Genomic DNA, 22,998 nt, shown 5'->3' with positions numbered 1-22,998 from the left:
ATGCCGGGCGATAATGTGGCGATGGAGGTGAACCTCATCGTTCCGATCGCCATGGAGGAGAAGCTGCGCTTCGCCATCCGCGAAGGCGGCCGCACGGTTGGAGCAGGCGTGGTCGCTTCGATCATCGAGTGATCGGAGCGAGCACGCCGTCGCGACAACCGCATTAGGTTTGCACGAGCGCGAAGCGCTCGTGCTCGGCGCCGGCGTCGTCGCCTCGATCATCGAATAAGAAAGCGAGCCTTTCGGGCTCGCTTCGAAAAAAGGGACTGCGAGCCGAATGGCTCGCGGTCCCAAGTCGGGGAGAAGAGAGTTGTGGACCGTCAGGCCGCGAGCTGCTCCTCGAGGAGGATTGCCGGCAGGCGCGCGTCCTCGGAGGCCTCAGTCTCGTCATGGCTCGGATGCGCCATCACCTCGAGCGCCGCGGCGACGGCCGAAATGCCGATCTCGCGATAGAGGCGGGTGAGCAGATCATGCGGACGGTCGGCGGATTGCGCTTCGCTGAAATCGGTGGCGACGAGCTTCGACATGGCGGCTACTCTCTACTGAACGGTTGCGGGGCGCTCGAGGAATGCGTGCAATTGATTTAAAGTCTCCCTTACCCCGGTAAACTATTCGTAAAATCGCGGAGCCTGCCGCGCGTCTTCCACATGCCCCTGTGGATGAGCTGCGCTGCGATCGATGCTATGATCGCCTCATGCTGCGCCATATCCCAGAAGAGCCCGTCTCCAACGCCGCGGTCTGGTGCCGGCGGCTCGCCGTTTTCTCTCTGCCGGTGGCGGCGATCGCCGTGATCCTCGCGCGCGCCAATGCGGTGGAGCCGCAGGCCTCGCTCGCCGTGCTCGGCGGCGCGATCGTGGTGGCGCTCGTCGCGCTGCTGCTGTTTCTCGCCGCCTGCGTCGTCATCTGGCAGGAGGGCCGGCGCGGGCTGGGCGAGGCGCTCGGCGGCGCCTTTCTCGCCGCCGTGACGCTCGGCTATCCGGCCTATCTCGCCGTCCAGGCCGTGCGTCTGCCGGTGCTATCCGACGTCTCGACGGATACGGCCGATCCGCCGCGCTTTTCCACCTCGCGGGCGGCCGTCGCGGCGCGCGCCGGCTTCACGCCCGCGGGCTTCGACGCCGACACTGCGGAGCGGCAGAGGGACGGCTATCCGGACATAGAGCCGATCGTCGTCGATCTCGAGCCGGACGAGGCCTATCAGCTGGTGCTGGAGACGGCGCAGAGCCGCGGCTGGCGCGTCATCGACCAGCGTCCGCCGGGCGGCCGTTCCGGCATCGGCCATCTCGATTTTCTCGACCGCACATTGGTGATGGGCTTTGCCGACGATATCGCCGTGCGGCTGCGCCCGCTCGCCGGCCAGACGCGCATAGACGTGCGCTCCGCCTCCCGTTACGGGCGCCATGATTTCGGCGCCAACGCAAAGCGCATCCGCCAATTCGCCGAGGAGCTGCAGGCGGGGTTGAACGAGAAGTGAGGGAGTAGGGAGTTTGTAGCGAATAGCGAGTAGAACTGGGACGCCGCTATTCGCTATTCGCTACTCCCTATTCGCTCACTCTGAAATACCGCGTCTCCAATGTCGCCGGCCCGTCGGAACGGGCGAGCCCGCGCTCGATCAAATCTTCGAGATGGGCGAAGACGGAGAGCGCCGCCGCCCTCTGCAAGCTCGCGTCGAAGCCCTCGTAAATGCGCGCGACCATGGCGGCGATCGTCTCGTCGCCGGCCTCGAGCCGCTCGAGGATGGCCGCCTCACGCTGCCGGCGATGGTGGAGCAGGGCGCGTAGATAGCGTTGCGGCTCCTTCACTGGCCCGCCATGGGCGGGCCAATAGAGGCGATCGTCGCGCGCGCGCAGCTTTTCCAGCGAAGCGAAATATTCTCCCATGGAGCCGTCCGGCGGCGCGATGACGGTGGTCGCCCAGGCCATCACATGATCGCCGGTGAAGAGCGTCGCTTCCTCGGCCAGCGCGAAGCAGAGATGGTTGGTCGTATGGCCGGGCGTCGCTACGGCCTCGATGGTGAGGCCGCCGAAGCTCAGCCTATCGCCATCGGCGAAGGAAATGTCAGGCGCGTAGCTTTTGTCATGCGAGGCGTCGAGGCCGGGGCCAGTGACCGAAAGATCGGGCGGCGGCGCATAAGGCGCGCAGCCGGCGATGGTCGCGCCGGTCTTCTCCGCCAGAACGCGCGCCGCCGGGGAGTGGTCGCGATGCGTATGGGTGACGAGCAGATAGCGCAGCGTTGCGCCAGCAATGGCGGCGAGCAGCGCCTCTATATGGGAGGCGTCCGCCGGGCCGGGGTCGATGATCGCGACCTCGCCTTCCCCGATGATGTAGCTGCATGTGCCCGTATAGGTGAAGGCGCCGGGATTGGGCGCGACGATGCGGCGCGTCGCCGGCGACAAGCGTTGCAGCGCGCCCGGCGGAGAGTCGAAGGTGGTGAGGAAGTCGTCTCGGGTCATTGAAAATTGCGTCCCTTCGGGATTGCCTCGCGCGCCTTGGCCTCGCTTGCGTTTGCGCCGCGCGATTGCTCGAGCAGGCGCAGATCGGCCGTCAGATCCTCGATCTTCTGCGCGATCACATGGACGACGCCGGATTCATTCTGCACGCGCCCCGTGACCGCCACCAGCCGCGCGCCGATGACCTCGGGACGCTGGCGCTCGAACAGTTTCGGCCAGACGACGATATTGGCGATTCCCGTCTCGTCCTCGATCGTCATGAAGATCACGCCGCTCGCCGAGCCCGGCCGCTGCCGCACCAGCACGAGGCCGGCGACTGTCACGCGGGCGCCCTCGCGCGCGCCTTGGCCCGTTGCCCCCTCCCTCACCCTCCCCCGCTGCGCGGGAGAGGGGAGCGGCCGGCGTTGCGCGAAATCTCGATGAAGTGTGGAGCCTGCTCCCTCTCCCGCTTGCGGGGGAGGGTTGGGGAGGGGGCCTTTCGGCGGAGGGTGTGGGAGGGGGCCGCCGCCGAGCGCCCCACAGGGCATGATCCCCTTGGCCTCGAGCCGCGCGCGCAGAAACGCCATTGGATGCGCCTTCAGCGACAGCGACAGAAAGCGATAATCCTCCACTACCTCCGCCCCGAGCGGCATGGGCGGGAGGTTCGCGTCCTCCTCCTGCGGCGCGAAGGAGAGCGCGCGCAACAGCGGGAGATCGTCCTTGTCGCCGGCGCGATTGAGCGCCTGCACGGCCCAGAGCGCGTCGCGTCGCGGCAGGCCGAGCGAGGCGAAGGCGCCGGCCTCCGCCAAGCGCTCAAGCGTCGATGGCTCGAGCCCGCCGCGCAGCCATAGATCGCGCACGGAATCATAGCCCGCGCCGCGCTTCGCCACGAGGCGCTTCATGTCCGCTTCGCGCAGGCCGACGATCTGGCGGAAGCCGAGCCGCACATCATGCGTCGCGCGAATGTCGCCGGCCATGGAGGCGTGGCGCGAATGCAGCGGCGTCGCCTGCGCGCGCGTCTCCAGCGTGCAATCCCAATCGGAGGCGTTCACATCGACCTCATGCACGCCGACGCCATGTTCCTGCGCATCGCGCACGATCTGCGCCGGGGCATAGAAGCCCATGGGCTGCGCGTTCAGCAAGGCGCAGCAGAACACGTCCGGATAACGGCATTTGAGCCAGGCGGAGGCATAGACGAGCAGAGCGAAAGACGCCGCGTGACTCTCGGGGAAACCATAGGAGCCGAAGCCTTCGATCTGCCCCCAGCAGCGCTCGGCGAATTCGCGGCTATAGCCGCGCGCCTCCATGCCGGCGAGCATTTTGGCGCGGAAGGTTCCGATCGTGCCGACGCGCTTGAACGTCGCCATGGCGCGGCGCAGCCGATCCGCCTCATCGGGCGTGAAGCCGCCGGCGACGATGGCGATGCGCATCGCCTGCTCCTGGAACAAAGGCACGCCGAGCGTCTTGCGCAGCACTTGCTCGAGCTCTGCCGAAGGAAAGGACACTTGCTCCTTGCCGATACGACGGCGGAGATATGGGTGAACCATATCGCCCTGAATGGGGCCGGGCCGCACGATCGCCACCTCTATGACGAGATCGTAGAACTCCCGCGGCCGCAGCCGCGGCAGCATGGACATTTGCGCGCGGCTCTCGATCTGGAACACGCCGATCGTATCGGCGCGCGAGATCATGTCATAGACGCTCTCCTCCTCCGCCGGGATCGACGAAAGGCGATGCACGACGTCATAGCGCTCGGCCAGCAGGGCGAGGCCCTTGCGCAGGCAGGTGAGCATGCCGAGCGCCAGCACGTCGATCTTCAATATGCGCAGCGCGTCGAGATCGTCCTTGTCCCATTCGATCGTCGTGCGGCCTTCCATGGCGGCGGGCGCGAGCGGGACAATCTCGTCCAGCCGATCGCGCGTGATGACGAAGCCGCCCGTATGCTGCGAGAGATGGCGCGGAAAGCCGGTCAGTTCGCGCGTCAGCTCCAGCGCCTTGGCGAGACGCGGCTCGCGCTCACCCTCCCCTTTAAGGGGAGGGTCGGCCGGCGATAGCCGGACGGGGTGGGGTTCAACGGCAAAGACTCGGGGTTTCACCCCCTCCCGATCGCCTTCGGCGCTCGACCTCCCCCCTCGAGGGGGAGGTGGGGACGCCTCTCCTTGCGCCATTCCTCCCCACACATTGTTCGAGAGCCGCGAGACGACATCGGCGGAAAGACCGAAAGCCTTGCCGACCTCGCGAATGGCCGAGCGCGAGCGATAGGAGACCACCGTCGCCGTGAGGCCGGCGCGCTCGCGGCCATAGCGCGCGTAGATATATTGCATCACCTCCTCGCGCCGCTCATGCTCGAAATCGACGTCTATGTCGGGCGGCTCGTTGCGCGCGGCGGAGACGAAGCGCTCGAAGAGGAGATCATGCTTGGTCGGATCGACCTCGGTAACGCCGAGGCAGAAGCAGATGACGGAATTGGCGGCGGAGCCGCGCCCCTGCGCGAGAATGTCCTTTGCGCGCGCGAAACGCACAATGTCGTGGACAGTGAGAAAATAGGCGGCGTAGCCGAGCTCGGCGATCAGCTTCAGCTCATGGCGTAGCAGCGTCTCGACCTTATCGGGAACGCCGTTTGGATAGCGCATCCTCGCGCCTTCGCGCGCGTAATATTCGAGCGCCTCCTGCTCGCTGGCGAATCCTTCGCGCAACTCGCTCGGATAATTATGCGCGAGCGCGTCGAGACGGAAGGAAAGACCTTCCAGAAAGCGCGCGGTCTCCTCCACCGCCTGCGGCGCCTGCACGAAGAGCCGCGCCATTTCTGCGCCGCTCTTTAGTGAGCGCTCGGCGTTGGCGGAGAGCAGATAGCCGGCATTGTCGAGCGTCGTCTTCTCGCGCACGCAGGCGAGAACGTCAGCGAGCGGGCGTCGCTCGGGAACATGCATGTTCGCCTCGTTCACCGCGATGAGCGGCAGGCCCATCTCGCGCGAGAGCGCGATGCGGCGGGCGAGGGCGGAGCGCATATCGACGCCATAGAGCGCGGTCGCGGCGAGCCACAGCCGGCCGCGCGCCGCCTCGAGCAGGGCAAGGGGAGGGGCCGCGCCCTCCATGACGATGAGCTGCTGGCCTTCGGAAAATTCGAGGAGATCGTCGAGGAAGAGGCGGCATTCGCCTTTCTGCGCGCGCATATTGCCGCGCGTCAGCAGCCGGCAGAGACGCCCATAGGCGGCGCGGTCCTTCGGATAGCAGAGAACATCCGGAGTCTCATCGGCAAAGACGAGGCGCGCGCCAATGGCGAGGCGAAAGCCGGACGCTTCGGCCGCATGCTCGCGCAGATAGGAATGGGCGCGCACCACGCCGGCGAGCGAATTGCGATCGGCGACGCCTATGCCGATATGGCCGAGCGCCATCGCCTGCGCGACCATCTCCTCGGGATGCGAGGCGCCGCGCAGGAAGGAAAAATTGGTCGCAGTCGCGAGTTCGGCGAAGCGGGACATAAGGGGATCATATCAGCAACCAATGTGCGCCGCTCCTTCTCCCGCAGGGTGGGAGAAGGGGCGCGCGCTGGTTCAGCTCTGCTCCTCGGACTTGCGTCGCCTCGCCTTCTTCGGCTCGCGCCGCGGGCCTTCGACCAGCCTCACCACCACGCCCCACAGCGTGCGCACATCCTGCTCGGTCATGTTCATGCGGTGAAACATATTGCGCAGATTGCGCGACATCACCGGCTTCTTTGTCTCGGGGCGGAAGAATTGCCGCTCGTCGAGATGCTTCTCCAGATAGTCGAAGAAGGCGAGCGTCATCTCGCGGGTGGCGGGCGGCGAGCGCTCGGTGACGTCGAAGGGCAGCGTCTCGCCATGGGCGTAGCGGAACCATTCATAGCCGGTGAGCAGCACCGCCTGCGCCAGATTGAGCGAGGCATAGGCGGGATTGACCGGAAAGGTCAGAATCGAATCGGCGAGCGCGACGTCGTCATTGTCGAGGCCGGTGCGCTCTGGGCCGAACATCACGCCATGACGCTCGCCGGCTTTGATGCGCACGACTGTAGAGGACATTGCGGTCGCGGGCGTCACCACGGGCTTCACCTGTCCGCGCCCGCGCGCCGTCGCCGCATAGACGAAGGAAAGATCGGCGATCGCCTCGCGCACAGTCTCATAGAGCTTGGCCGAATCGAGCAGATGCGCGGCGCCGGCGGCGGCGGCGTAGGAGGCCTCGCGATAGACGGGATCGCGCGTCGGCCAGCCCTCGCGCGGCGCGACCAGCCGCAGGTCGGAGAGGCCGAAATTGGCCATGGCGCGCGCGCACATGCCGATATTGACCGCGAGCTGCGGCCGCACGAGCACGATGGTCGGCCCACCTTCGAGCTTTGGCTTGGTGTGGTCGGTTCCAGCGCCGGTCACGGGAGGTCGTCGCTCGAGTCGAGTGTCGCCGCTAGATCGCGACGCGAATGCAGAATGTTCACGATTTCCAGACGCTCATCGGTGCAGCGGAAGAAGATGATGTAGCCGCGAAACAAATAGCCGCGCAGTCCTGGCGAGAGCTCCTCGCGCGGGCGGCCAAGAAGGACGGGCGAAGCGGCCAGCTTCGCGCATTGCGCGCGAAATCGATCGGCGGCGGCTAATCCCGCGTCGAGATCGCCGGAGGTCTCGCCGATGAAATCGGCGATGTCTTTCAAATCCCGATTCGCGGCGAGGCGATAGACCAGCTTGCGCATTCAGGCGCTTCGCGCCCTTCGCGCCTCGACATGAGCGCGCAGCTCGGCGGCGACCTGCTCGTCGGTCAATTCGCCCCCTTCGGCCAGCGACGCCTCTATCGTCTCGCGCAGCGCCTTCAGCTTGGCCTCGCGCTCCTCCACGAGACGCAGGCCTTCGCGCATCACCTCGGTCGCCGAGGCGTAGCGGCCCTGCTTGACCAGGGAGTCGATGAACTCTTCCCAATGCTTGCCGACGGATACGTTCATGGCGCGCCTCCTCGGCGGAGGATAACACATTATGCGCATAACGTGCTATTTTTGGCGTCGGTCGAATTTTCTCTCGGCCGAGCGCGCCGTAGGCGTCGGCGCCTGAACATTCGGCAGTAGTCGATCAAAATCGCCGTCACGAGACGCGCAAACCGCTTCGCCTCGCAGATTTGCTCATGGCGCCTGCTTTGCCTCGCGCGTTACGCGCGCTATAAGGCCGGCGGCTCACGCGGGGAGAGGCATTTTATGAGCAAGATCAAGGTCGAGAATCCGGTCGTCGAGCTCGACGGCGACGAGATGACCCGGATCATCTGGGCCTATATCAAAGACAAGCTCATTCACCCTTATCTCGATCTCGAGCTGCTCTATTACGATCTCTCCATCCAGAACCGCGACGCCACCAATGATCAGGTGACGATCGACGCCGCCGAGGCGATCAAGACGCATGGCGTCGGCGTCAAATGCGCCACCATCACGCCGGACGAAGCCCGCGTGCAGGAATTCGGCCTGAAGGAAATGTGGAAGTCGCCCAACGGCACGATCCGCAATATTCTGGGCGGCGTCATTTTCCGCGAGCCGATCATCGCCAAGAATGTTCCGCGCCTCGTGCCCGGCTGGACGCAGCCGATCGTCATCGGCCGCCACGCCTTCGGCGATCAATACCGCGCCGTCGATTTCCGCACGCCCGGCAAGGGCCGGCTGACGATGAAATTCGAAGGCGACGATGGGACTGTGATCGAGAAGGAAGTGTTCCGCTTCCCCGGCGCCGGCGTCGCGATGGCGATGTACAATCTCGACGATTCGATCCGCGAGTTCGCCCGCGCCTCGATGAATTTTGCGCTGAACCGCAAATTCCCGCTCTATCTCTCGACCAAGAACACGATTTTGAAAGCCTATGACGGGCGCTTCAAGGATCTGTTCCAGGAAGTGTTCGACGCCGAGTTCAAGACGCAATTCCAGGCCAATGGGCTCACCTATGAGCATCGGCTGATCGACGATATGGTCGCCTCGGCGCTCAAATGGTCCGGCGGCTATGTGTGGGCCTGCAAGAATTACGATGGCGACGTGCAGTCGGACACGGTGGCGCAGGGCTTCGGCTCGCTCGGCCTGATGACCAGCGTGCTGATGACGCCGGACGGCAAGACCGTCGAGGCGGAGGCTGCGCATGGCACGGTGACGCGCCATTATCGCGAGCATCAGAAGGGCCATGCGACCTCGACCAATTCCATCGCCTCCATCTTCGCCTGGACGCGCGCGCTCGCGCATCGCGCCAAGCTCGACGGCAATGAGGCACTGGCGCGCTTCGCTCTGACGTTGGAGCAGGTCTGCGTCTCCACGGTGGAGCAGGGCTTCATGACCAAGGATCTGGCGCTGCTCGTCGGCCATAATCAGAAATGGCTGTCGACCACCGGCTTCCTGGACAAGATCGATTCCAACCTCGCAGCCGCGCTTCAGGCAGGCAAATGAGACGCGGACGAAGTGATTGTGCTACCCGAGCGGCGCGGCTATATAGACGCCGCGTTCAGGCTTAGGGAGGATTCGCGGCCATGGCGGTGGATCTAGACGCGAGCTACAGACCGTCCGAGCAAGAAGATTTTATGAATGACCGGCAGCGCGAGTATTTTCGGCGCAAGCTGCTCGCGTGGAAAGACGAGATCCTGCAGGAGAGCCGCGACACGCTCGCCACTCTGCAGAGCGAGAACGAAAACCATCCGGACCTCGCGGATCGCGCTTCGTCGGAGACCGATCGTGCGATCGAGCTTCGCGCGCGTGACCGGCAGAGGAAGCTGATCTCCAAGATCGACGCCGCTCTGGCGCGGCTCGAGGACGGCACCTATGGCTATTGCGAGGAGACGGGCGAGCCCATTTCCTTGAAGCGGCTGGATGCGCGGCCGATCGCCACTCTGTCGATCGAGGCGCAGGAGCGGCATGAGCGCCGCGAGCGCGTCTATCGGGACGACTGAAAGCGCTTCCTTACTTTTTCGGACCCTTGAAACAAATCAGCGCCCGCGGAAAATCTCCGCGGGCGCTGATTTATTTTCAGGGCTTGGATTCCGGCCGGCCCAGCAAGCGGGCCATTTCGGCCTCCAGCGAGTCGAGCGGATCGACAGGCTCGGCGGGCGGCGGCGCGGGCTCCTCCGGCGCAGGCGGCGGCGGTTCGACAGCCACGGGCTCCGGCGGCGGCGGCTCAGGAGCGGGCAGATGCGGCGGCTCCTCGGGAGCAGGCGGGGGCGGAGGGGGGACCTCGGCGGCCGGCGGCGGGACGGGCGGCTTGGCGGCGCGCGACAGGAAAGGCGGCGGCGCGGGCCGCGGCGGACGCGGCGTCGGGGTGAAGGGCGGGCGCTGCGGCGTGAAGCGCGGCGTTCCGGCGCGGGCAGGCGCCTCGGGCGCGGGCGGCGGAGCGGGCTTGGAGGGCGGCGGGCCGAACAGATCCGGCGGCAGCGGCGCGAGACCGGCCGACGGAGGCGGCGCAGGCTCGACCGGCGGCTTGGGAGCCTCGCTCTCCACGGGCGAAGAGGCCAGGCCGAGCGACGGCGGAAAAGACGGGGCCGGCGCAGGGGCGGGAGCCGGCGCCTGAGGCGCGGCGGAAGGGCCGAGCGGCCAGCCGGGGCCGGCGGAGGGCGCCTCCTTCTCGCGCGGACGCTGCTCGCGGACCTCGACGCGGCTGATCGACGCCTCGACCAAGAGATCATTCGGTCCGCCGATGAGTAGAAGATGCTCGACATTGTCCCGGCGCACGATGACCAGCTGCCGATCGCCATCGACATCGAAAGTATCGACGATATCGAGCCGGCGCGGCCGGTTGCGCGGCCCTGGAGCCTTGATGCGTCGTCCGAACAAGAGCCGGTAGATATAGACGAGCAGCAGCGCCGCGAACAGGAACGCGACAATTGCGGCGAGTATCGGCAGGAGCTGCGACTGTGTGATGCTGGACGGCATGAATCGATTTTTCTTTCGTCGTGACGCGGCGCGAGAATGCAGTCTATCAGCGTTGGACGCAAGCGCGCCTCAAAGGTTAAGCAATGGTTAATAGTGCATTCTTCGTGATTCGCGCTTGCGGAAAATGCGCAAGGACATTGCCATGCGCCCCGGCCGGGGCCATTGTTCCGCCTGATTCTGCCTGCGCCGCAGCGTTTGTGGGCGCAGGAGCCCATCCGACGGCGAGAGACGGCCCGAGATACGGCCAATGAGGCGGCCCATGAAACGATTCATGAGACGATTCCCGTGACCGACAGGACGGCGCCGCCCGCCTATGACCGCACCGAACGCCCCGGCAATGTCGGCCTGGTCCTCGCGCTCGCCATCGTCCTGGTGGGCTCGATCGTCGTGGCCTCGCTGCTGCCGGCGCCGGTCGCGCCCAAATTCGCCGTCGGCCTGCTGGCGCTGCTCGCTGTCGCCGGCGTGTTCTGCGCCTTCGCCTATGCTGTTGGATTTTTGCGCTTTCCGGGCCGTTCTGCACGGCTCGACATCGCCCGCCAGATCGCCGATTCCTTCTCCGAGGGGCTGCTCGTCACCGAGGGCGACACGCAGATCGTCTACGCCAATGACGCCTATCTGGAGCTCTGCGGCTCGCGTGATCCGGCCGGGCTGCTGACGGTCGAGCGGCTGTTCTCGGGGCCTGCGGAGGTGTCGGAGGCGATCTATCGCCTGGCCCAGGCTGCCCGCGCCAAGCGCGCCCATGTCGAGGATGTGCGCCTCGTTCCGCCGCTCACCGGCGACGCCGAGGTCGGCTGGTATCGCATTCGCGTGCGCCCGCTCGAGCGCGATGGCGCGCGCCACACGAATCTGTGGACAGTCGTCGACGCCACCGCCGATCGCCAGCGCCAGGAGAATGTCTTCCAGGAGCTGCAGCACGCGATCGACTTCCTCGACCATGCGCCGGCGGGCTTTTTCTCGGCCGGCCCGGACGGGGCCATCTCCTATATGAACAAGACGCTCGCGGGCTGGCTCGGCTATGACCTCACCCAGGTCGGCTCGGGCGGGGTCTCGCTGGCCGATATCGTCGCCAATAATGGCTCGACTCTGCTGACCGCCATCACCGGCGGCTCGGGCGAGGTCCGCACCGCGCAGATCGACCTCGATCTGAAGCGCCGCAACGGCCGCTCGCTGCCGGTGCGGCTGCTGCATCGCGTCGCCTTCGGCCAGGACGGCGCGCCGGGCGCCTCGCGGACCTTGGTGCTCAACCGCACCGCCGGCGAGGAGCCGGAGGAGGATTTGCGCGCCGCCGAGGTGCGTTTCGCACGCTTCTTCAATTCGACGCCCATGGCGATCGCCGCCGTCGATCCGGACGGCAAGGTCACGCGCTCCAACGCCGCCTTCGCCAAGCTGCTGCCGCAAGCGCTGAAGGGCGCCGCCGCCTGGCCCGTGCTGGCCAGCGTCGTCGAGCGCGACCGCGTCGCGCTGAAGGACGCCATTGCCGCGGCTCTGGACAATCGCGGCGACGTGCCGCCCATCGACGCCACGCTGCAGGAGGAGGACGGACTGCCGACGCGCTCGGCGCGTTTCTTCGTCGCCCCCTCGGAGGACGCCGGCAAGAAGGGCGCGACCATTTACGCGCTCGACACCACCGAGCATCGCAAGCTGCAGGAGGGCTTCGCCCAATCGCAGAAGATGCAGGCGGTCGGCCAGCTCGCCGGGGGCGTGGCGCATGATTTCAACAATATGCTCACCGCCATCATCGGCTATTCCGACCTGCTGCTCGCCAATCACCGGCCGACCGATCCGTCCTTCCAGGACATTATCCAGATCAAGCAGACGGCCAATCGCGCCGCCGGCCTCACGCGCCAGTTGCTCGCCTTCTCGCGCCGGCAGACTCTTCGCCCGCAAGTGCTGCAACTCGGCGACGTGCTGACGGAGCTGCAAATGCTGCTGCGCCGTCTCGTCGGCGAAAAGGTCGAGGTCGATCTCAAGCACGGCCGCGATTTGTGGTTCGTGAAGGCCGACATCAATCAATTCGAGCAGGTCGTCATCAATCTGGTGGTGAACGCCCGTGACGCCATGCCGGAATCGGGCGGACGCATCCAGCTGCGCACGCGCAATATCGCTTCGGGCGAATGCGCCGCCTTCGGCGAGGCCTCGCTCACGCCGGCCGAATATGTGCTGATCGAGGTCGAGGACAATGGCGCGGGCATAGCGCCGGATGTGATGGCCAAGATTTTCGAGCCCTTCTTCACCACAAAAGAGGTCGGCAAAGGCACGGGCCTCGGCCTCTCCATGGTGTTCGGCATCGTCAAGCAGTCGGGCGGATTCGTCTTTCCGGCGAGCGAGCTCGGGCGCGGAACCGTGTTCCGCATCTTCCTGCCGCGCCATGTGCCCGAGGTCGGCGAGATCGCCGCCAAGCCCGAGGCCGCCAAGCCCGCCACCGATTACACGGGGCAGGGGACGATCCTGCTGGTGGAGGATGAGGACGCCGTTCGCGCCTTCGCGGCGCGGGCGCTGGGCTCGCGCGGCTATAATGTGATGGAGGCCGCCTCCGGCCTCGAGGCGCTGGAAGTGGTGGAGCGCGAGGGCCAGCGCATCGACCTCATCGTTTCCGATGTGGTGATGCCGGAGATGGATGGGCCGGCCATGTTCGCCGAATTGCGCAAGCGCGGCGTGACGGCGAAGGTGGTGTTCGTCTCGGGCTATGCCGAGGAGGCTTTCGCCAAGAATCTGCCGGAGGGGGATTTCGGCTTTTTGCCCAAGCCCTTCAGCCTGAAGCAGCTGATCGAGACGGTGAAGGCGAGCCTGGGGTGAGTCTATGTCGATTCCGCGAGTTGCGACCGCGATTATTCGAGTAGGCGTCGGCTCTATCGGAGCGATAGGTCTCGTTTTCTCGATGTTCTTGGTGATCTTATTGGTGGGTTTCTATGCGCTCGCCCTCGGCTGTGATTACACAGGCTGGTGCAGAGTGGAAGATTACATCACCATGTGATCATTAGTCCGTCGCTTCGAAGGGTTCTCCCTCGCGACCCGACGTGATTGCGTCAGGCGGAGGCGTCGGCGATCGGGTCTCGCCGCTCCGCCGAAAATCGCCTATATCCGCGTTATGACCCGCACGGCGCTCTACACTGGTTCCTTCGACCCGCTGACCCTCGGCCATTTGGACGTGATCCGGGCCGGGGCGAGCCTCTGCGACCGCCTCGTCATCGCCATAGGCGCGCATCCGGGCAAGACGCCTCTGGTCCCGCTCGCGCAGCGCGTCGTGCTCATCGAGACGGTCTGCGCCGGGCTTGCGGAGGCCGCTTCCTGTCGCTTCGAGGTGGTCTCCTTCGCCGGCCTCGCGGTGGAGGCGGCGCGCGACCATGGCGCCGGGCTGATCCTGCGCGGATTGCGCGACGGCTCCGATTTCGACTATGAAATGCAGATGGCGGGGATGAATCTCGCCATGGCGCCGGAGATCAGAACCATTTTTCACCCTTCGTCTCCGGCGGTCCGGCACATCACCGCGACGCTCGTGCGGCAGATCGCCTCGCTCGGAGGCGATGTCTCGGCCTTCGTTCCGCCAGAGGCGGCCGAAGTTCTGCGCCGCGCGCTCTCCGGACGCTGACAAAAACAACGCAAAGGGAGGCTCGATTGCCTATCGATCGCCGCAGCTTCACGCTCGCCGCTCTCGCCGCCGCCGCGCTTACCGGCCCGGCCAGCGCGGAGGACGCTCCGCCCCATACGCTCTACCTCGACACCAAGGACGGCCGCATCGTCATCAAGCTGCGCGCCGATATCGCGCCCAAGCATGCGGCGCAGATCGAGACATTGGCCAAGCGCCATTTCTATGATGGAATCGTGTTCCACCGCGTCATCGACGGCTTCATGGCGCAGACCGGCGATCCGACCGGCACGGGCATGGGCAAATCCGACCTGCCGAATATTCCGGCCGAATTCTCCAAGGAGAAATTCGTGCGCGGCACTCTGGGCATGGCGCGCAGCCAGAGCCCGGACTCGGCCAATTCGCAATTCTTCATCTGCCTCGCGCCGGCGCGCTATCTCGAAGAGCAATATACGGTGATCGGCGAGGTCGTCTCCGGCATGGATGTCGTCGACAAGATCAAGAAGGGCGACAAGGCCGACAATGGAAAAGTGTCGAGCCCCGACAAGATCATCAAGCTGCGCCTCGCCGGCGACAATAGCTGATCGCGTCTTTCGCGCTGCGATCCGAGCGCCGCGGCCCTCGGTTTGCTTCGCCGGGCGAAATGTAAAACCGACAGGAGTGGACATGTCCGAAGCCGAAAATCTGAAGCTCGAGACGACGCAGGGCGACGTTTTGATCAAGCTCCGCCCCGATCTCGCGCCCAATCATGTGGCGCATATCAAGAAGCTCGTCTCCGAAGGCTTCTATGATGGAATCGTGTTCCATCGCGTCATCGACGGATTCATGGCGCAGACCGGCTGTCCGCACGGCACCGGCACCGGCGGCTCGAAATATCCCGACCTGAAGCAGGAGTTCAACGCCGAGCCGCATGTGCGCGGCACCTGCTCCATGGCGCGCGCGCAAAACCCCGACTCCGCCAATTCGCAATTCTTCATCTGCTTCGACGACGCCCGCTTCCTCGACAAGAAATATACGGTGTGGGGCCAGGTGATCTCCGGCATGGAGAATGTCGACAAGATCAAGCGCGGCGAGCCGGTGAAGGACCCGGACAGGATCGTCAAGGCCTCGCTGGTCTGATTTTCCGCCGCCAATGAAAGTTCGCGCTCCCTTCTCCCGCTCGCGGGAGAAGGTGGCCCGGCGAAGCCGGGTCGGATGAGGGCGCGGCCGCGTCCACGTATCGATATGCGTGGCGAGCCAAAGGATTTTGCCGTGCGGGCGTCGGCCCTCATCCGACCCTCGCTGACGCGAGGGCCACCTTCTCCCACTCGTGGGAGAAGGAGTCGCGCACGATGACTCCGCGAACCGTCTATAGTTCCCCATGCGCGTCGATCTCTTCGATTTCGAGCTTCCGCGAGACCGGATCGCGCTGCGTCCCGCCGAGCCGCGCGACAGCGCGCGTCTGCTCGTCGTTCCGCCGGACGGCGCCTTCCTCGAGCGCTCCATTCGTGATCTGACCGATTTTCTCGCGCCCGGCGATGCGCTCGTCGTCAATGACACGCGCGTCATTCACGCGCGCCTCTCCGGCTTTCGCGCGCGCGGCGAAACGCGCGCCCATATAGAAGCGACGTTGATCGAGCGCGTCGCGGCCGATCGCTGGCGCGCGCTCGTCAAGCCCGCGAAGAAGCTCGCCATCGGCGAGACCGTGTGCTTTGGAGCGGACGGCGCGCTGGCGGCGACGGCGCTCGAGAAGGGCGAGAATGGCGAGATATTGCTCGGCTTCTCGCTCGCGGGAGCCGCGCTGGACGAAGCCGTGGAGGCCGCCGGCGTCATGCCGCTGCCGCCCTATATCGCCGGCCAACGCGCCGCCGACGCGCGCGACGAGACCGATTATCAAACGCTGTTCGCCGCCAACGCCGGCGCCGTCGCCGCGCCGACGGCAGGGCTGCATTTCACGCCGCGCCTCGTCGAAGAGCTGCAGGCGAAAGGCGTTTCGCTGCATCGCGTGACGTTGCATGTCGGCGCGGGGACGTTTCTTCCGGTGAAGGTCGAGGACACTGCAGAGCATAAGATGCATTCCGAATGGGGAGCGCTCGACGCCCCGACGGCGCAAGCGCTGAACGAGACGCGCGCGCGGGGAGGGCGCATCATCGCCGTGGGCACGACCGCATTGCGCGTGCTGGAGAGCGCGGCGCGCGAGGACGGAACGCTCGCGGAATTTGCGAGCGACACGGCGATCTTCATCACGCCCGGCTATCGGTTCCGCGCCGTCGATGCGCTGCTCACCAATTTCCATCTGCCGCGTTCGACGCTTTTCATGCTGGTCTGCGCCTTTGCCGGGCTCGAACGCATGCGTGCGGCCTATGCGCATGCGATCGCTTCCGGCTATCGCTTCTATTCCTACGGCGACGCTTGCCTGCTGCTGCGCAAATGAGCGAAGTCGCTTTCCTCGACGTGCGCGTGCTGGCGCTCTGGCGCGACGATCGCACCGAATGTCCGCTGACGCTCGATCTGCGCATAGACGCCGACAGCCGCCGCGTGATCTCGCATTGGGAGACTTTCGGCGCCTGCGATCTTTCCGGCGGCAAATGCCGGCCTTTCGTGCTGCGGCGCGACGGCGCTCTGGATTTCGGCATGGGCGCCGCGGAAGCGTGGCGTACTGATCTACGCAGCGTCGCGATCAAGGTCGGCGAGCGCTTCACCGTGCATTGGAACGAGCGCGATTTCGGCCTTTATGAGATCGTCAAAGTGGCGTCTCTCGGCGCCAAGAGCTGACAATGAGAGACGCATGACCGAGCAATTTTCTTTTCGGCTGCTCGCCAAAGACGGCGCGGCGCGGCGCGGCCTCGTCTCGACGCCGCGCGGCGAGATACGCACGCCGGCCTTCATGCCCGTGGGCACGACGGCGACGGTCAAGGCGATGTTTCCGCAGGATGTGCGCGCGACCGGCGCCGATATCGTGCTCGGCAATGTCTATCATCTGATGCTGCGCCCGGGCGCGGAGCGCGTCGCCGCGCTCGGCGGGCTGCATAAATTCATGAATTGGCCGCATCCGATCCTCACCGATTCCGGCGGCTTTCAAGTGATGTCGCTATCGAAGCTGCGAAAGCTGAACGAGGAGGGCGTCGCCTTCCAATCCCATATCGACGGTTCGCGTCACATGCTGACGCCCGAGCGCTCGATGGAGATTCAGCGTCTGCTCGATTCCGACATACATATGCAATTCGACGAATGCGTGCGCCTGCCTTGCACCGATGCGGAGGCCGAGCGTGCAATGCGCTTGTCGTTGCGCTGGGCGGAGCGCTCGCGCAAAGCTTTCGGCGACGCCAAAGGCAAGGCGCTCTTCGGCATAGTGCAGGGCGGCGCCTCGCCGCCGCTGCGCATAGAGAGCGCGAAGGCGCTGGCCGGCATGGATTTCCACGGCCTCGCCATAGGCGGCCTCGCGGTCGGCGAGCCGCAGGATGTGATGCTGGCGATGCTCGACATCGTCATCCCGCATCTGCCCGAGGAGAAGCCGCGTTATCTGATGGGCGTCGGCACGCCGGACGATATCGTGCAATCCGTGCTGCGCGGCGTCGATATGTTCGATTGCGTGATGCCGACGCGCGCCGGGCGCCATGGCCTCGCCTATACGCGCTTCGGCCGCGTAAATCTTCGTAATGCGCGTCATGCCGACGACGCCGCGCCGCTCGATGAAGGCGCCGCCTGCGCCTCTGCGCGCGATTATTCCCGCGCCTATCTGCATCATCTGGTGAAGGCGCAAGAAATCCTCGGCATGATGCTGCTGACGGAAATCAACGTCGCTTATTATCAGGAGCTGATGGCCGGGCTGCGCGAGGCGATAGAGCAGGGGCGTCTCGCCGATTTCATCGCAGAGACGAAGGAAGGCTGGGCGCGCGGAGAAGCCAAGGCGCTATAGTCGGCATGAACAAGGGTGATTCATGCCCCATGCGCTCGCTCGCAATCTTGCCTGCTCGGCCGATACGACTCTCGAAGCAGAGCTGCTCGCCTTCGACGTTTTCGGCGCGCCGACGCGGCGGATAGAGGAGGAGGGCCTCCTCTATCTCGTCAATGAATTCTGGACCTCGGCGCAGCGGCAGGCGCATTCGCTGCACGAGATCAGCTATCGCGCCTGCTTCAAGCCGCAGCTGCCGGGCTTTTTCATCTCGCGTCTCACCTCGCCGGGCGAGGCTGTGCTCGATCCCTTCATGGGCCGCGGCACGACGCCGCTCGAGGCCGCGCTGCAAGGGCGGCGGCCCATGGGCGCGGATATCAATCCGCTCTCCATTCTGCTGACGCGCCCGCGCCTGGCGCCGCCGTCGCTCGCGGCCATAGAGAAACGCCTCGCCGAAATCCCTTGGGAGCAAGGCGCGGTCGAGCGCGACGATCTTCACGTCTTCTATCATCCCGAGACTTTGCGCCGCCTCTGCGCGCTGCGGCGTCATTTGCTCGAGCGCGACACGGATGAGGTCGACGATTGGATTCGCATGGTCGCGATCAATCGCTTGACCGGCCACTCGCCCGGCTTTTTCTCGGTCTATTCGCTGCCGCCGAACCAGGCCGTCTCCATCGAGGCGCAGGCCAAGATCAACGCCAAGCGCAAGCAGACGCCGCCCTTGCGCGATGTCGCGGCGCTCATCCTACGCAAATCGCGCGCGCTTCTCGCCGATGGCGCGCCGCCGCCGCATCCGCCCGCCGTGCTCGCCACGAGCGAAGCCTGGCGCGCGCCCTATGCCGGCGACGCGGAAGTGCGGCTCGTCGTCACCTCGCCGCCCTTTCTGGATGTCGTGCAATATGCGAGCGACAACTGGCTGCGCAATTGGTTCGCCGGCGTCGATACGAATGCGGTGCGCATCTCCGCGCATCGCAGCGAGGCGGAATGGGAGCGAATGGTGCGCGCCTGTCTCACGGAATTCGCGCGCATCGTCGCGCCCGGCGGGCATGTGGCCTTCGAGGTCGGCGAGGTGCGCGGCGGCAAGGTGCTGCTGGAGCGGCTCGTCTGGCGCGCCGCCGAGGGGCTGCCTTTCGAGCGGCTGTTCGTGCTGGTCAACAGCCAGAGCTTCACCAAGACCAGCAATTGCTGGGGCGTCGGGAATAACGCCAAAGGCACGAACACGAACCGCGTGGTGACGCTGAGGAGGATTTAGCGTCTCAGCCGACCAGCGCGAACGCTGGATGATAATCGACGGCGCCGAGCGTCATCGTCGACGCCAAGGGCAGGGCCATGAAAAGCTCCGGCGGACCTCCAGCGAAGCGAAGTCCGGCATGGGACCGGAATCCGAAACGGCCGTAATATTTGGGCTCGCCGAAGACGACGCATCCGGCGGCGCCGGCGGCGCGGAGCCGCGCCAGACCGGCATCGATCAGCGCGGCGGCGACGCCCTGGCGCCGATGCTCGGACAGCACGGCGATCGGTCCGAGGCCGAACCAGCCGAGCGCAACTCCGTCGATCGTGACAGGTGAGATGGCGATATGGCCGACGATGAATTCGGCTTCGGCGACGAGCGAGATGGTCAGAGCGCCGGCCTCGCGCAGCGCGTCGACGAGCTCTCCCTCCCGCCCCTTGCTGAACGGATGGTCTCGGAAGGCGGCGCTGTGCACGTCTCGCACCGAGACGCGATCTGCTGCGCTCTCGTCTCGAATGAGCATGTCCGACGCCTTTGATCGGGCCAATCCCTAGGCTAATACTGTCGGCATGCCGCGCTACCGTCAACGCCGAGCCGCTCCATGACCTCCAAAACCACCCGCGATATCGTTGCCGCCGCCGGCGCCTGCGTCGCTTGCACCGCCGCTGCCGCAGCGCTTCCGCTGGGCTTCGTGCGGCTCGCCGATCTCGCGCCGCAGATCGTGCAGGATATGCGCTACGCCGGCGCCGATAATTTCACCGGCCGCCCGGTGCCCGGCTATAAGGCCGCGCAATGCTGGCTGCGCGAGGATGCGGCGAAGGCGCTCATCGCCGTGCAGGGCGAGGCGAAGCGCCAAGGCTTCGAGCTCATCCTCTATGATTGCTATCGCCCGCGTCGCGCGGTCGCCGCCTTCATCGATTGGGCGAAAGGCCCGGACGAGAGCATGAAGGCGCAATATTATCCGCATGAGAACAAGCGCGACCTCTTCGCGCGCGGCTATATCGCCGAGAAATCCTCGCATTCGACCGGGCTCGCCGTCGATCTCGGCGTGCTGGGCTGGGATTTCGGCACGCCTTTCGACTTTTTCGACGAACGGTCCTGGACGGCCAACAAGGATGTGAGCAGCGAGGCGCAGGAGCATCGCCGCCGCCTCGAGACGCTGATGCGCAGCCACGGCTTCCACAATCTGCCGACCGAATGGTGGCATTTCGCCTTCACCGGCGCGGGCGCGGCGCCGAGCTTCGACATAGAGATCGAATAATCAGCCGTCCAATCGTGAGCCGTCCCTGCCGAGCCGCTCGAACAAATAGCCGAGCATGCCGAGCGAGAGCTCGGTTTCTGGCGAGAAGACGCGGCCGATGTTCTCGAGCTCGAGCAGCTTCGCCTCCGCCTCGTCGCGGGCGCGCAGCGCGACGCCCACGCTGGGATTGACCCTACGCGCCGCGGCGATCGTCTTCTGCAGGTCGCAGCTGTCGGGCGTCGTCGAGACGATCAGCTCGCTCGCTCGCGCGATATGGGCCTGCGCCAGAGTGGCGGGCTCGGAGGCGTCGCCGCAGACGGCTGCGATGTCCTTCGCCCGCAGCGTCTCCACCAATTCGCGATTCTGCTCGATCACGACAAAGGGCGCGCCCCATTCCAGCAGCTTCTCGCCGATGCGGCTCCCCACGCGGCCATAGCCGACCAGCACGATTTGGCCGGCGAGGCGGGAGTCGTCGACGCTCGCCGGCAATTCCGCGAGCGGATCCAAGGAGCGCGCTTTTTGCCCAAGCCGCACGCGAATCGGTTCGATGGCGACGAAGACCAGCGAATTGAGCGCAATGGAGACCAGCGCGCCGGCGAGGATGAGATTGCGGCCGTCCGGCGAGATGAGGCCGAGCGAGACGCCGAGCCCGGCCAGAATGAAGGAGAATTCGCCGATCTGCGCGAGGCTGGCGCCGACGGTCAGCGCCGTGTCCAGCGGATAGCGCAGCGCGAGGGTGAGGCCGACGGCGGCCAGCGTCTTGCCCACCATCACAATGCCGACCACGGCGAGCACGCGCCAGGGCTCCTCGACGAAAGCGCGCGGATCGAAGGCCATGCCGACCGAGACGAAGAACAGGACGGAGAAAGCGTCGCGCAGCGGCAGGGATTCGTCGGCGGCGCGATGGCTGAACTCGGATTCGCGCATCATCATGCCGGCGAAAAAAGCGCCCAGCGCGAAGGAGACGTCGAAGAGCTTGGCCGAGCCATAGGCGACGCCGATCGCCGTGGCGACGACGCAGAGGGTGAACAGCTCGCGCGAGCCGACGCCCGCCACCCAGAACAAGAGGCGCGGGAACAGCCAGCGCCCGACCACCAGCATCAAAATGACGAAGGCCGCCACTTTGGCGAGCGTCAGGCCGACGATCGGCCATAGATTCGTCTCGCCGGCCATGGAGTCCGGATCGCCGCCGCCGAGCAGACCGGCGGCCGGCGGCAGCAGCACCAGCAGCAGCACGGTCGCCAAATCCTCGACGACGAGCCAGCCGATGGCGATGCGGCCGTTGATCGTGTCCATCTCGCCGCGCTCCTCCAACGCGCGCAGCAGCACCACGGTGCTGGCGCAGGAGAGCGAGAGGCCGAATATCAGCGCCGCGCCGAAATGCCAGCCCCAATAGGTGGCGACGCCGACGCCCAGCGCCGTGGCGATGGCCATCTGCACCACTGCTCCCGGCGCGGCGATGCGACGGACGGAAAGGAGATCGTCGATCGAAAGATGCAGGCCGACGCCGAACATCAGCAGAATAATGCCGATCTCGGCGAGCTGATCGGCGAGGGCGACATCGGCCACGAATCCGGGCGTCGCCGGGCCGATCAATATTCCGGCGAAGAGATAGCCGACCAGCGGCGAGAGCCGCAGCTTGGCGGCGATGAGCCCCATGAAAAGCGCGAGGCCGAGCGCGGCGGCGAGGGTCGTGACGAGATCGACGCCGTGTTGCATCTTCCCTCCTGAAAACAAGACCCTCGAATAGAGCAATTCGAGCGCCAGAGGAAAGGAGGGGGTCAGTCGGCGCTGGGCAGGCGGCGGATGGTGAATTCGATGCGGCCGTCCTCGAGCTCTCGCCAGAACTCGATCTCGGTCATATAGGCGGCTTTGGGATAGAGGTCGAACCATTCGCGCGCCTTGGCGCGGGCCTCGCCGCGCTCGAGCGTGAAGGTCTCCCGGCGCCAGCTGTCGCTGCGCGCGCTTTTGATGCTGCGGGCGCGATCGGCGAGCCGACGCGCCACGTCTCTCGGCTGTCTGGTCTCGACGCTCATACGCAACTCCCGCGGCCGACCGGAGAATGATAGCGCGCCGAGTGGCGAAAAGAAAAGCCGTACGCAAAGAGGCGCGAGCGATTTTCCGCCCTGTGCGCGAGCGCGGAGGCCGCGGCGCCTCTCGCCCCGGCGCGGCGGCGCCCTAGGATTTTCGCAGAGCGCCCCGGCGGAGCCAGACAGAAAATATGTCTCAAAATCGTCAGCCGCATATGGAGCCCGCGATCGAATAGTCACTGCGGCTCCTCGAGGCTGGCCAGCGATAGAGGCGCGGGGCGATATTCTTCGATCTCATGCGCCGCGATGCGCGCCGCGAGCTCGTCGATGAAAAGAGACGGGGCGTCGATGCGCATCGCGGCGAAATCAGTAAATTTGAAGCGCCACCATTCCAGGGCGAGGAGGTCGCGCACGATCCCCTCGTCGAAGCGCATGCGGATGATGCGCGCCGGATTGCCGCCGACGATCGCATAGGGCGGCACGCTCTTGGTGACCATTGAACCCGCAGCGACGACGCACCCGGTCCCCAGAGTGATGGCGCGGGAAAGTGTGACGTTATCGCCGATCCACACATCATGTCCGATGACCGGGCCGGCGAGGCGATCCGAAGATTGATAGCGGGGCGAATAACGGCGCGGGAAGTCTACACCCTCGTCTTTCATGCACTCCACGAAAATCGAAAATTCACGGTCGTGGGAAAACGAAGAGGATGAAACAAAATCGACCGTA

The 22,998-nt window shown here is 65.7% G+C and carries 23 protein-coding genes and 1 pseudogene; 13 read left to right on the top strand and 11 right to left on the bottom strand.

The window, feature by feature from the left end:
* A pseudogene (tuf, locus tag EDE12_RS09890) lies at positions 1–132 on the top strand (elongation factor Tu); the annotation flags it as partial.
* A gap of 188 nt (positions 133–320) precedes the next feature.
* Here tuf and EDE12_RS09885 read toward each other — a convergent pair.
* Positions 321–527: a hypothetical protein gene (locus tag EDE12_RS09885; RefSeq protein ID WP_024880022.1), complete on the bottom strand. Its 207-nt coding sequence runs from the start codon at positions 525–527 to the stop codon at positions 321–323.
* Positions 528–694: 167 nt separating this feature from the next.
* On the opposite strand from EDE12_RS09885, the gene EDE12_RS09880 reads away from it, so the two are divergent.
* Positions 695–1,471: a DUF1499 domain-containing protein gene (locus EDE12_RS09880; RefSeq protein WP_024880021.1), complete on the top strand. Its 777-nt coding sequence runs from the start codon at positions 695–697 to the stop codon at positions 1,469–1,471.
* A 67-nt stretch (positions 1,472–1,538) separates the two neighbouring features.
* On the opposite strand, the gene EDE12_RS09875 is transcribed toward EDE12_RS09880, so the two are convergent.
* The 5 genes from EDE12_RS09875 to EDE12_RS09855 form a co-directional block, all read right to left on the bottom strand.
* Positions 1,539–2,450 carry an MBL fold metallo-hydrolase gene (locus tag EDE12_RS09875; protein WP_026598691.1) on the bottom strand — a complete coding sequence of 304 codons (912 nt, stop codon included), beginning with the start codon at positions 2,448–2,450 and terminating at the stop codon, positions 1,539–1,541.
* A complete protein-coding gene (dnaE, locus tag EDE12_RS09870) occupies positions 2,447–5,908 on the bottom strand; it encodes a DNA polymerase III subunit alpha (RefSeq protein WP_134188069.1) in 3,462 nt (1,153 codons plus the stop codon). Before dnaE ends, EDE12_RS09875 begins: the two co-directional genes overlap by 4 nt.
* A gap of 72 nt (positions 5,909–5,980) precedes the next feature.
* Positions 5,981–6,808 (bottom strand): RNA methyltransferase, encoded by an 828-nt coding sequence (locus tag EDE12_RS09865; protein WP_026598690.1) that lies wholly within the window; start codon positions 6,806–6,808, stop codon positions 5,981–5,983.
* Positions 6,805–7,122: a type II toxin-antitoxin system RelE/ParE family toxin gene (locus EDE12_RS09860; RefSeq protein ID WP_026598689.1), complete on the bottom strand. Its 318-nt coding sequence runs from the start codon at positions 7,120–7,122 to the stop codon at positions 6,805–6,807. The genes EDE12_RS09865 and EDE12_RS09860 overlap by 4 nt, the downstream gene beginning before the upstream one ends.
* Complete coding sequence (locus tag EDE12_RS09855; RefSeq protein WP_026598688.1) at positions 7,123–7,368, bottom strand: type II toxin-antitoxin system ParD family antitoxin; 246 nt, start codon at positions 7,366–7,368, stop codon at positions 7,123–7,125. It abuts the gene before it with no gap.
* A gap of 246 nt (positions 7,369–7,614) precedes the next feature.
* Here EDE12_RS09855 and EDE12_RS09850 point away from each other — a divergent pair, with 246 nt between their 5' ends.
* Positions 7,615–8,835, top strand: coding sequence for an NADP-dependent isocitrate dehydrogenase (locus tag EDE12_RS09850; RefSeq protein WP_026598687.1), 1,221 nt, complete (start codon positions 7,615–7,617; stop codon positions 8,833–8,835).
* A gap of 80 nt (positions 8,836–8,915) precedes the next feature.
* Positions 8,916–9,332: an RNA polymerase-binding protein DksA gene (dksA, locus tag EDE12_RS09845; RefSeq protein WP_024880015.1), complete on the top strand. Its 417-nt coding sequence runs from the start codon at positions 8,916–8,918 to the stop codon at positions 9,330–9,332.
* 76 nt (positions 9,333–9,408) lie between these two features.
* On the opposite strand, the gene EDE12_RS22455 is transcribed toward dksA, so the two are convergent.
* On the bottom strand, positions 9,409–10,308 hold the full coding sequence (locus EDE12_RS22455) for a flagellar biosynthetic protein FliO (protein WP_026598686.1): 900 nt from the start codon (positions 10,306–10,308) through the stop codon (positions 9,409–9,411).
* A gap of 285 nt (positions 10,309–10,593) precedes the next feature.
* On the opposite strand from EDE12_RS22455, the gene EDE12_RS09835 reads away from it, so the two are divergent.
* From EDE12_RS09835 to EDE12_RS09800, 8 genes are all read left to right on the top strand, one after another.
* Positions 10,594–13,104, top strand: coding sequence for a PAS domain-containing sensor histidine kinase (locus EDE12_RS09835; RefSeq protein ID WP_026598685.1), 2,511 nt, complete (start codon positions 10,594–10,596; stop codon positions 13,102–13,104).
* Positions 13,105–13,396: 292 nt separating this feature from the next.
* Positions 13,397–13,897 (top strand): pantetheine-phosphate adenylyltransferase, encoded by a 501-nt coding sequence (gene coaD, locus EDE12_RS09830; protein ID WP_024880010.1) that lies wholly within the window; start codon positions 13,397–13,399, stop codon positions 13,895–13,897.
* A gap of 26 nt (positions 13,898–13,923) precedes the next feature.
* Entirely contained in the window at positions 13,924–14,478 is a 555-nt protein-coding gene (locus EDE12_RS09825) for a peptidylprolyl isomerase (RefSeq protein WP_024880009.1), read from the top strand.
* A gap of 82 nt (positions 14,479–14,560) precedes the next feature.
* Positions 14,561–15,013, top strand: a complete 453-nt coding sequence (locus EDE12_RS09820; protein WP_026598684.1) for a peptidylprolyl isomerase — start codon at positions 14,561–14,563, stop codon at positions 15,011–15,013.
* A 241-nt stretch (positions 15,014–15,254) separates the two neighbouring features.
* Positions 15,255–16,307, top strand: coding sequence for a tRNA preQ1(34) S-adenosylmethionine ribosyltransferase-isomerase QueA (queA, locus tag EDE12_RS09815; RefSeq protein WP_026598683.1), 1,053 nt, complete (start codon positions 15,255–15,257; stop codon positions 16,305–16,307).
* Entirely contained in the window at positions 16,304–16,648 is a 345-nt protein-coding gene (locus tag EDE12_RS09810) for a hypothetical protein (protein ID WP_024880006.1), read from the top strand. The genes queA and EDE12_RS09810 overlap by 4 nt, the downstream gene beginning before the upstream one ends.
* 13 nt (positions 16,649–16,661) lie before the next feature.
* Positions 16,662–17,792: a tRNA guanosine(34) transglycosylase Tgt gene (gene tgt / locus EDE12_RS09805; RefSeq protein ID WP_026598682.1), complete on the top strand. Its 1,131-nt coding sequence runs from the start codon at positions 16,662–16,664 to the stop codon at positions 17,790–17,792.
* Between the two features lie 22 nt (positions 17,793–17,814).
* Complete coding sequence (locus EDE12_RS09800) at positions 17,815–19,020, top strand: DNA methyltransferase (RefSeq protein WP_026598681.1); 1,206 nt, start codon at positions 17,815–17,817, stop codon at positions 19,018–19,020.
* Positions 19,021–19,024: 4 nt separating this feature from the next.
* Here the strand turns inward: EDE12_RS09800 and EDE12_RS09795 are convergent, their stop codons facing one another.
* A complete protein-coding gene (locus EDE12_RS09795) occupies positions 19,025–19,522 on the bottom strand; it encodes an N-acetyltransferase (RefSeq protein ID WP_026598680.1) in 498 nt (165 codons plus the stop codon).
* Between the two features lie 78 nt (positions 19,523–19,600).
* On the opposite strand from EDE12_RS09795, the gene EDE12_RS09790 reads away from it, so the two are divergent.
* Complete coding sequence (locus EDE12_RS09790; RefSeq protein WP_026598679.1) at positions 19,601–20,260, top strand: M15 family metallopeptidase; 660 nt, start codon at positions 19,601–19,603, stop codon at positions 20,258–20,260.
* On the opposite strand, the gene EDE12_RS09785 is transcribed toward EDE12_RS09790, so the two are convergent.
* From EDE12_RS09785 to EDE12_RS09775, 3 genes are all read right to left on the bottom strand, one after another.
* Entirely contained in the window at positions 20,261–21,958 is a 1,698-nt protein-coding gene (locus EDE12_RS09785; protein WP_026598678.1) for a cation:proton antiporter, read from the bottom strand.
* Positions 21,959–22,020: 62 nt separating this feature from the next.
* Positions 22,021–22,275, bottom strand: coding sequence for a hypothetical protein (locus EDE12_RS09780; protein ID WP_024880000.1), 255 nt, complete (start codon positions 22,273–22,275; stop codon positions 22,021–22,023).
* A 230-nt stretch (positions 22,276–22,505) separates the two neighbouring features.
* Positions 22,506–22,931, bottom strand: coding sequence for a CatB-related O-acetyltransferase (locus EDE12_RS09775; RefSeq protein ID WP_051592469.1), 426 nt, complete (start codon positions 22,929–22,931; stop codon positions 22,506–22,508).
* Between the last annotated feature and the right edge of the window lie 67 nt (positions 22,932–22,998).

The sequence above is a fragment of the Methylosinus sp. sav-2 genome, assembly GCF_004366495.1.
Taxonomy (GTDB): Bacteria; Pseudomonadota; Alphaproteobacteria; order Rhizobiales; family Beijerinckiaceae; genus Methylosinus.
Note: the sequence above shows the minus strand (reverse complement) of the source record. Positions and strands in the feature narration are given on the sequence as shown.

What these genes read in the sequence shown, in the direction of transcription:
- EDE12_RS09885 (WP_024880022.1), bottom strand. Translation starts at nt 527, where the DNA reads ATGTCGAAGCTCGTCGCCACCGATTTCAGCGAAGCGCAATCCGCCGAC.
- EDE12_RS09880 (WP_024880021.1), top strand. Translation starts at nt 695, where the DNA reads ATGCTGCGCCATATCCCAGAAGAGCCCGTCTCCAACGCCGCGGTCTGG.
- EDE12_RS09875 (WP_026598691.1), bottom strand. Translation starts at nt 2,450, where the DNA reads ATGACCCGAGACGACTTCCTCACCACCTTCGACTCTCCGCCGGGCGCG.
- dnaE (WP_134188069.1), bottom strand. Translation starts at nt 5,908, where the DNA reads ATGTCCCGCTTCGCCGAACTCGCGACTGCGACCAATTTTTCCTTCCTG.
- EDE12_RS09860 (WP_026598689.1), bottom strand. Translation starts at nt 7,122, where the DNA reads ATGCGCAAGCTGGTCTATCGCCTCGCCGCGAATCGGGATTTGAAAGAC.
- EDE12_RS09855 (WP_026598688.1), bottom strand. Translation starts at nt 7,368, where the DNA reads ATGAACGTATCCGTCGGCAAGCATTGGGAAGAGTTCATCGACTCCCTG.
- EDE12_RS09850 (WP_026598687.1), top strand. Translation starts at nt 7,615, where the DNA reads ATGAGCAAGATCAAGGTCGAGAATCCGGTCGTCGAGCTCGACGGCGAC.
- dksA (WP_024880015.1), top strand. Translation starts at nt 8,916, where the DNA reads ATGGCGGTGGATCTAGACGCGAGCTACAGACCGTCCGAGCAAGAAGAT.
- EDE12_RS22455 (WP_026598686.1), bottom strand. Translation starts at nt 10,308, where the DNA reads ATGCCGTCCAGCATCACACAGTCGCAGCTCCTGCCGATACTCGCCGCA.
- coaD (WP_024880010.1), top strand. Translation starts at nt 13,397, where the DNA reads ATGACCCGCACGGCGCTCTACACTGGTTCCTTCGACCCGCTGACCCTC.
- EDE12_RS09820 (WP_026598684.1), top strand. Translation starts at nt 14,561, where the DNA reads ATGTCCGAAGCCGAAAATCTGAAGCTCGAGACGACGCAGGGCGACGTT.
- queA (WP_026598683.1), top strand. Translation starts at nt 15,255, where the DNA reads ATGCGCGTCGATCTCTTCGATTTCGAGCTTCCGCGAGACCGGATCGCG.
- EDE12_RS09810 (WP_024880006.1), top strand. Translation starts at nt 16,304, where the DNA reads ATGAGCGAAGTCGCTTTCCTCGACGTGCGCGTGCTGGCGCTCTGGCGC.
- tgt (WP_026598682.1), top strand. Translation starts at nt 16,662, where the DNA reads ATGACCGAGCAATTTTCTTTTCGGCTGCTCGCCAAAGACGGCGCGGCG.
- EDE12_RS09800 (WP_026598681.1), top strand. Translation starts at nt 17,815, where the DNA reads ATGCCCCATGCGCTCGCTCGCAATCTTGCCTGCTCGGCCGATACGACT.
- EDE12_RS09795 (WP_026598680.1), bottom strand. Translation starts at nt 19,522, where the DNA reads ATGCTCATTCGAGACGAGAGCGCAGCAGATCGCGTCTCGGTGCGAGAC.
- EDE12_RS09790 (WP_026598679.1), top strand. Translation starts at nt 19,601, where the DNA reads ATGACCTCCAAAACCACCCGCGATATCGTTGCCGCCGCCGGCGCCTGC.
- EDE12_RS09785 (WP_026598678.1), bottom strand. Translation starts at nt 21,958, where the DNA reads ATGCAACACGGCGTCGATCTCGTCACGACCCTCGCCGCCGCGCTCGGC.
- EDE12_RS09780 (WP_024880000.1), bottom strand. Translation starts at nt 22,275, where the DNA reads ATGAGCGTCGAGACCAGACAGCCGAGAGACGTGGCGCGTCGGCTCGCC.
- EDE12_RS09775 (WP_051592469.1), bottom strand. Translation starts at nt 22,931, where the DNA reads ATGAAAGACGAGGGTGTAGACTTCCCGCGCCGTTATTCGCCCCGCTAT.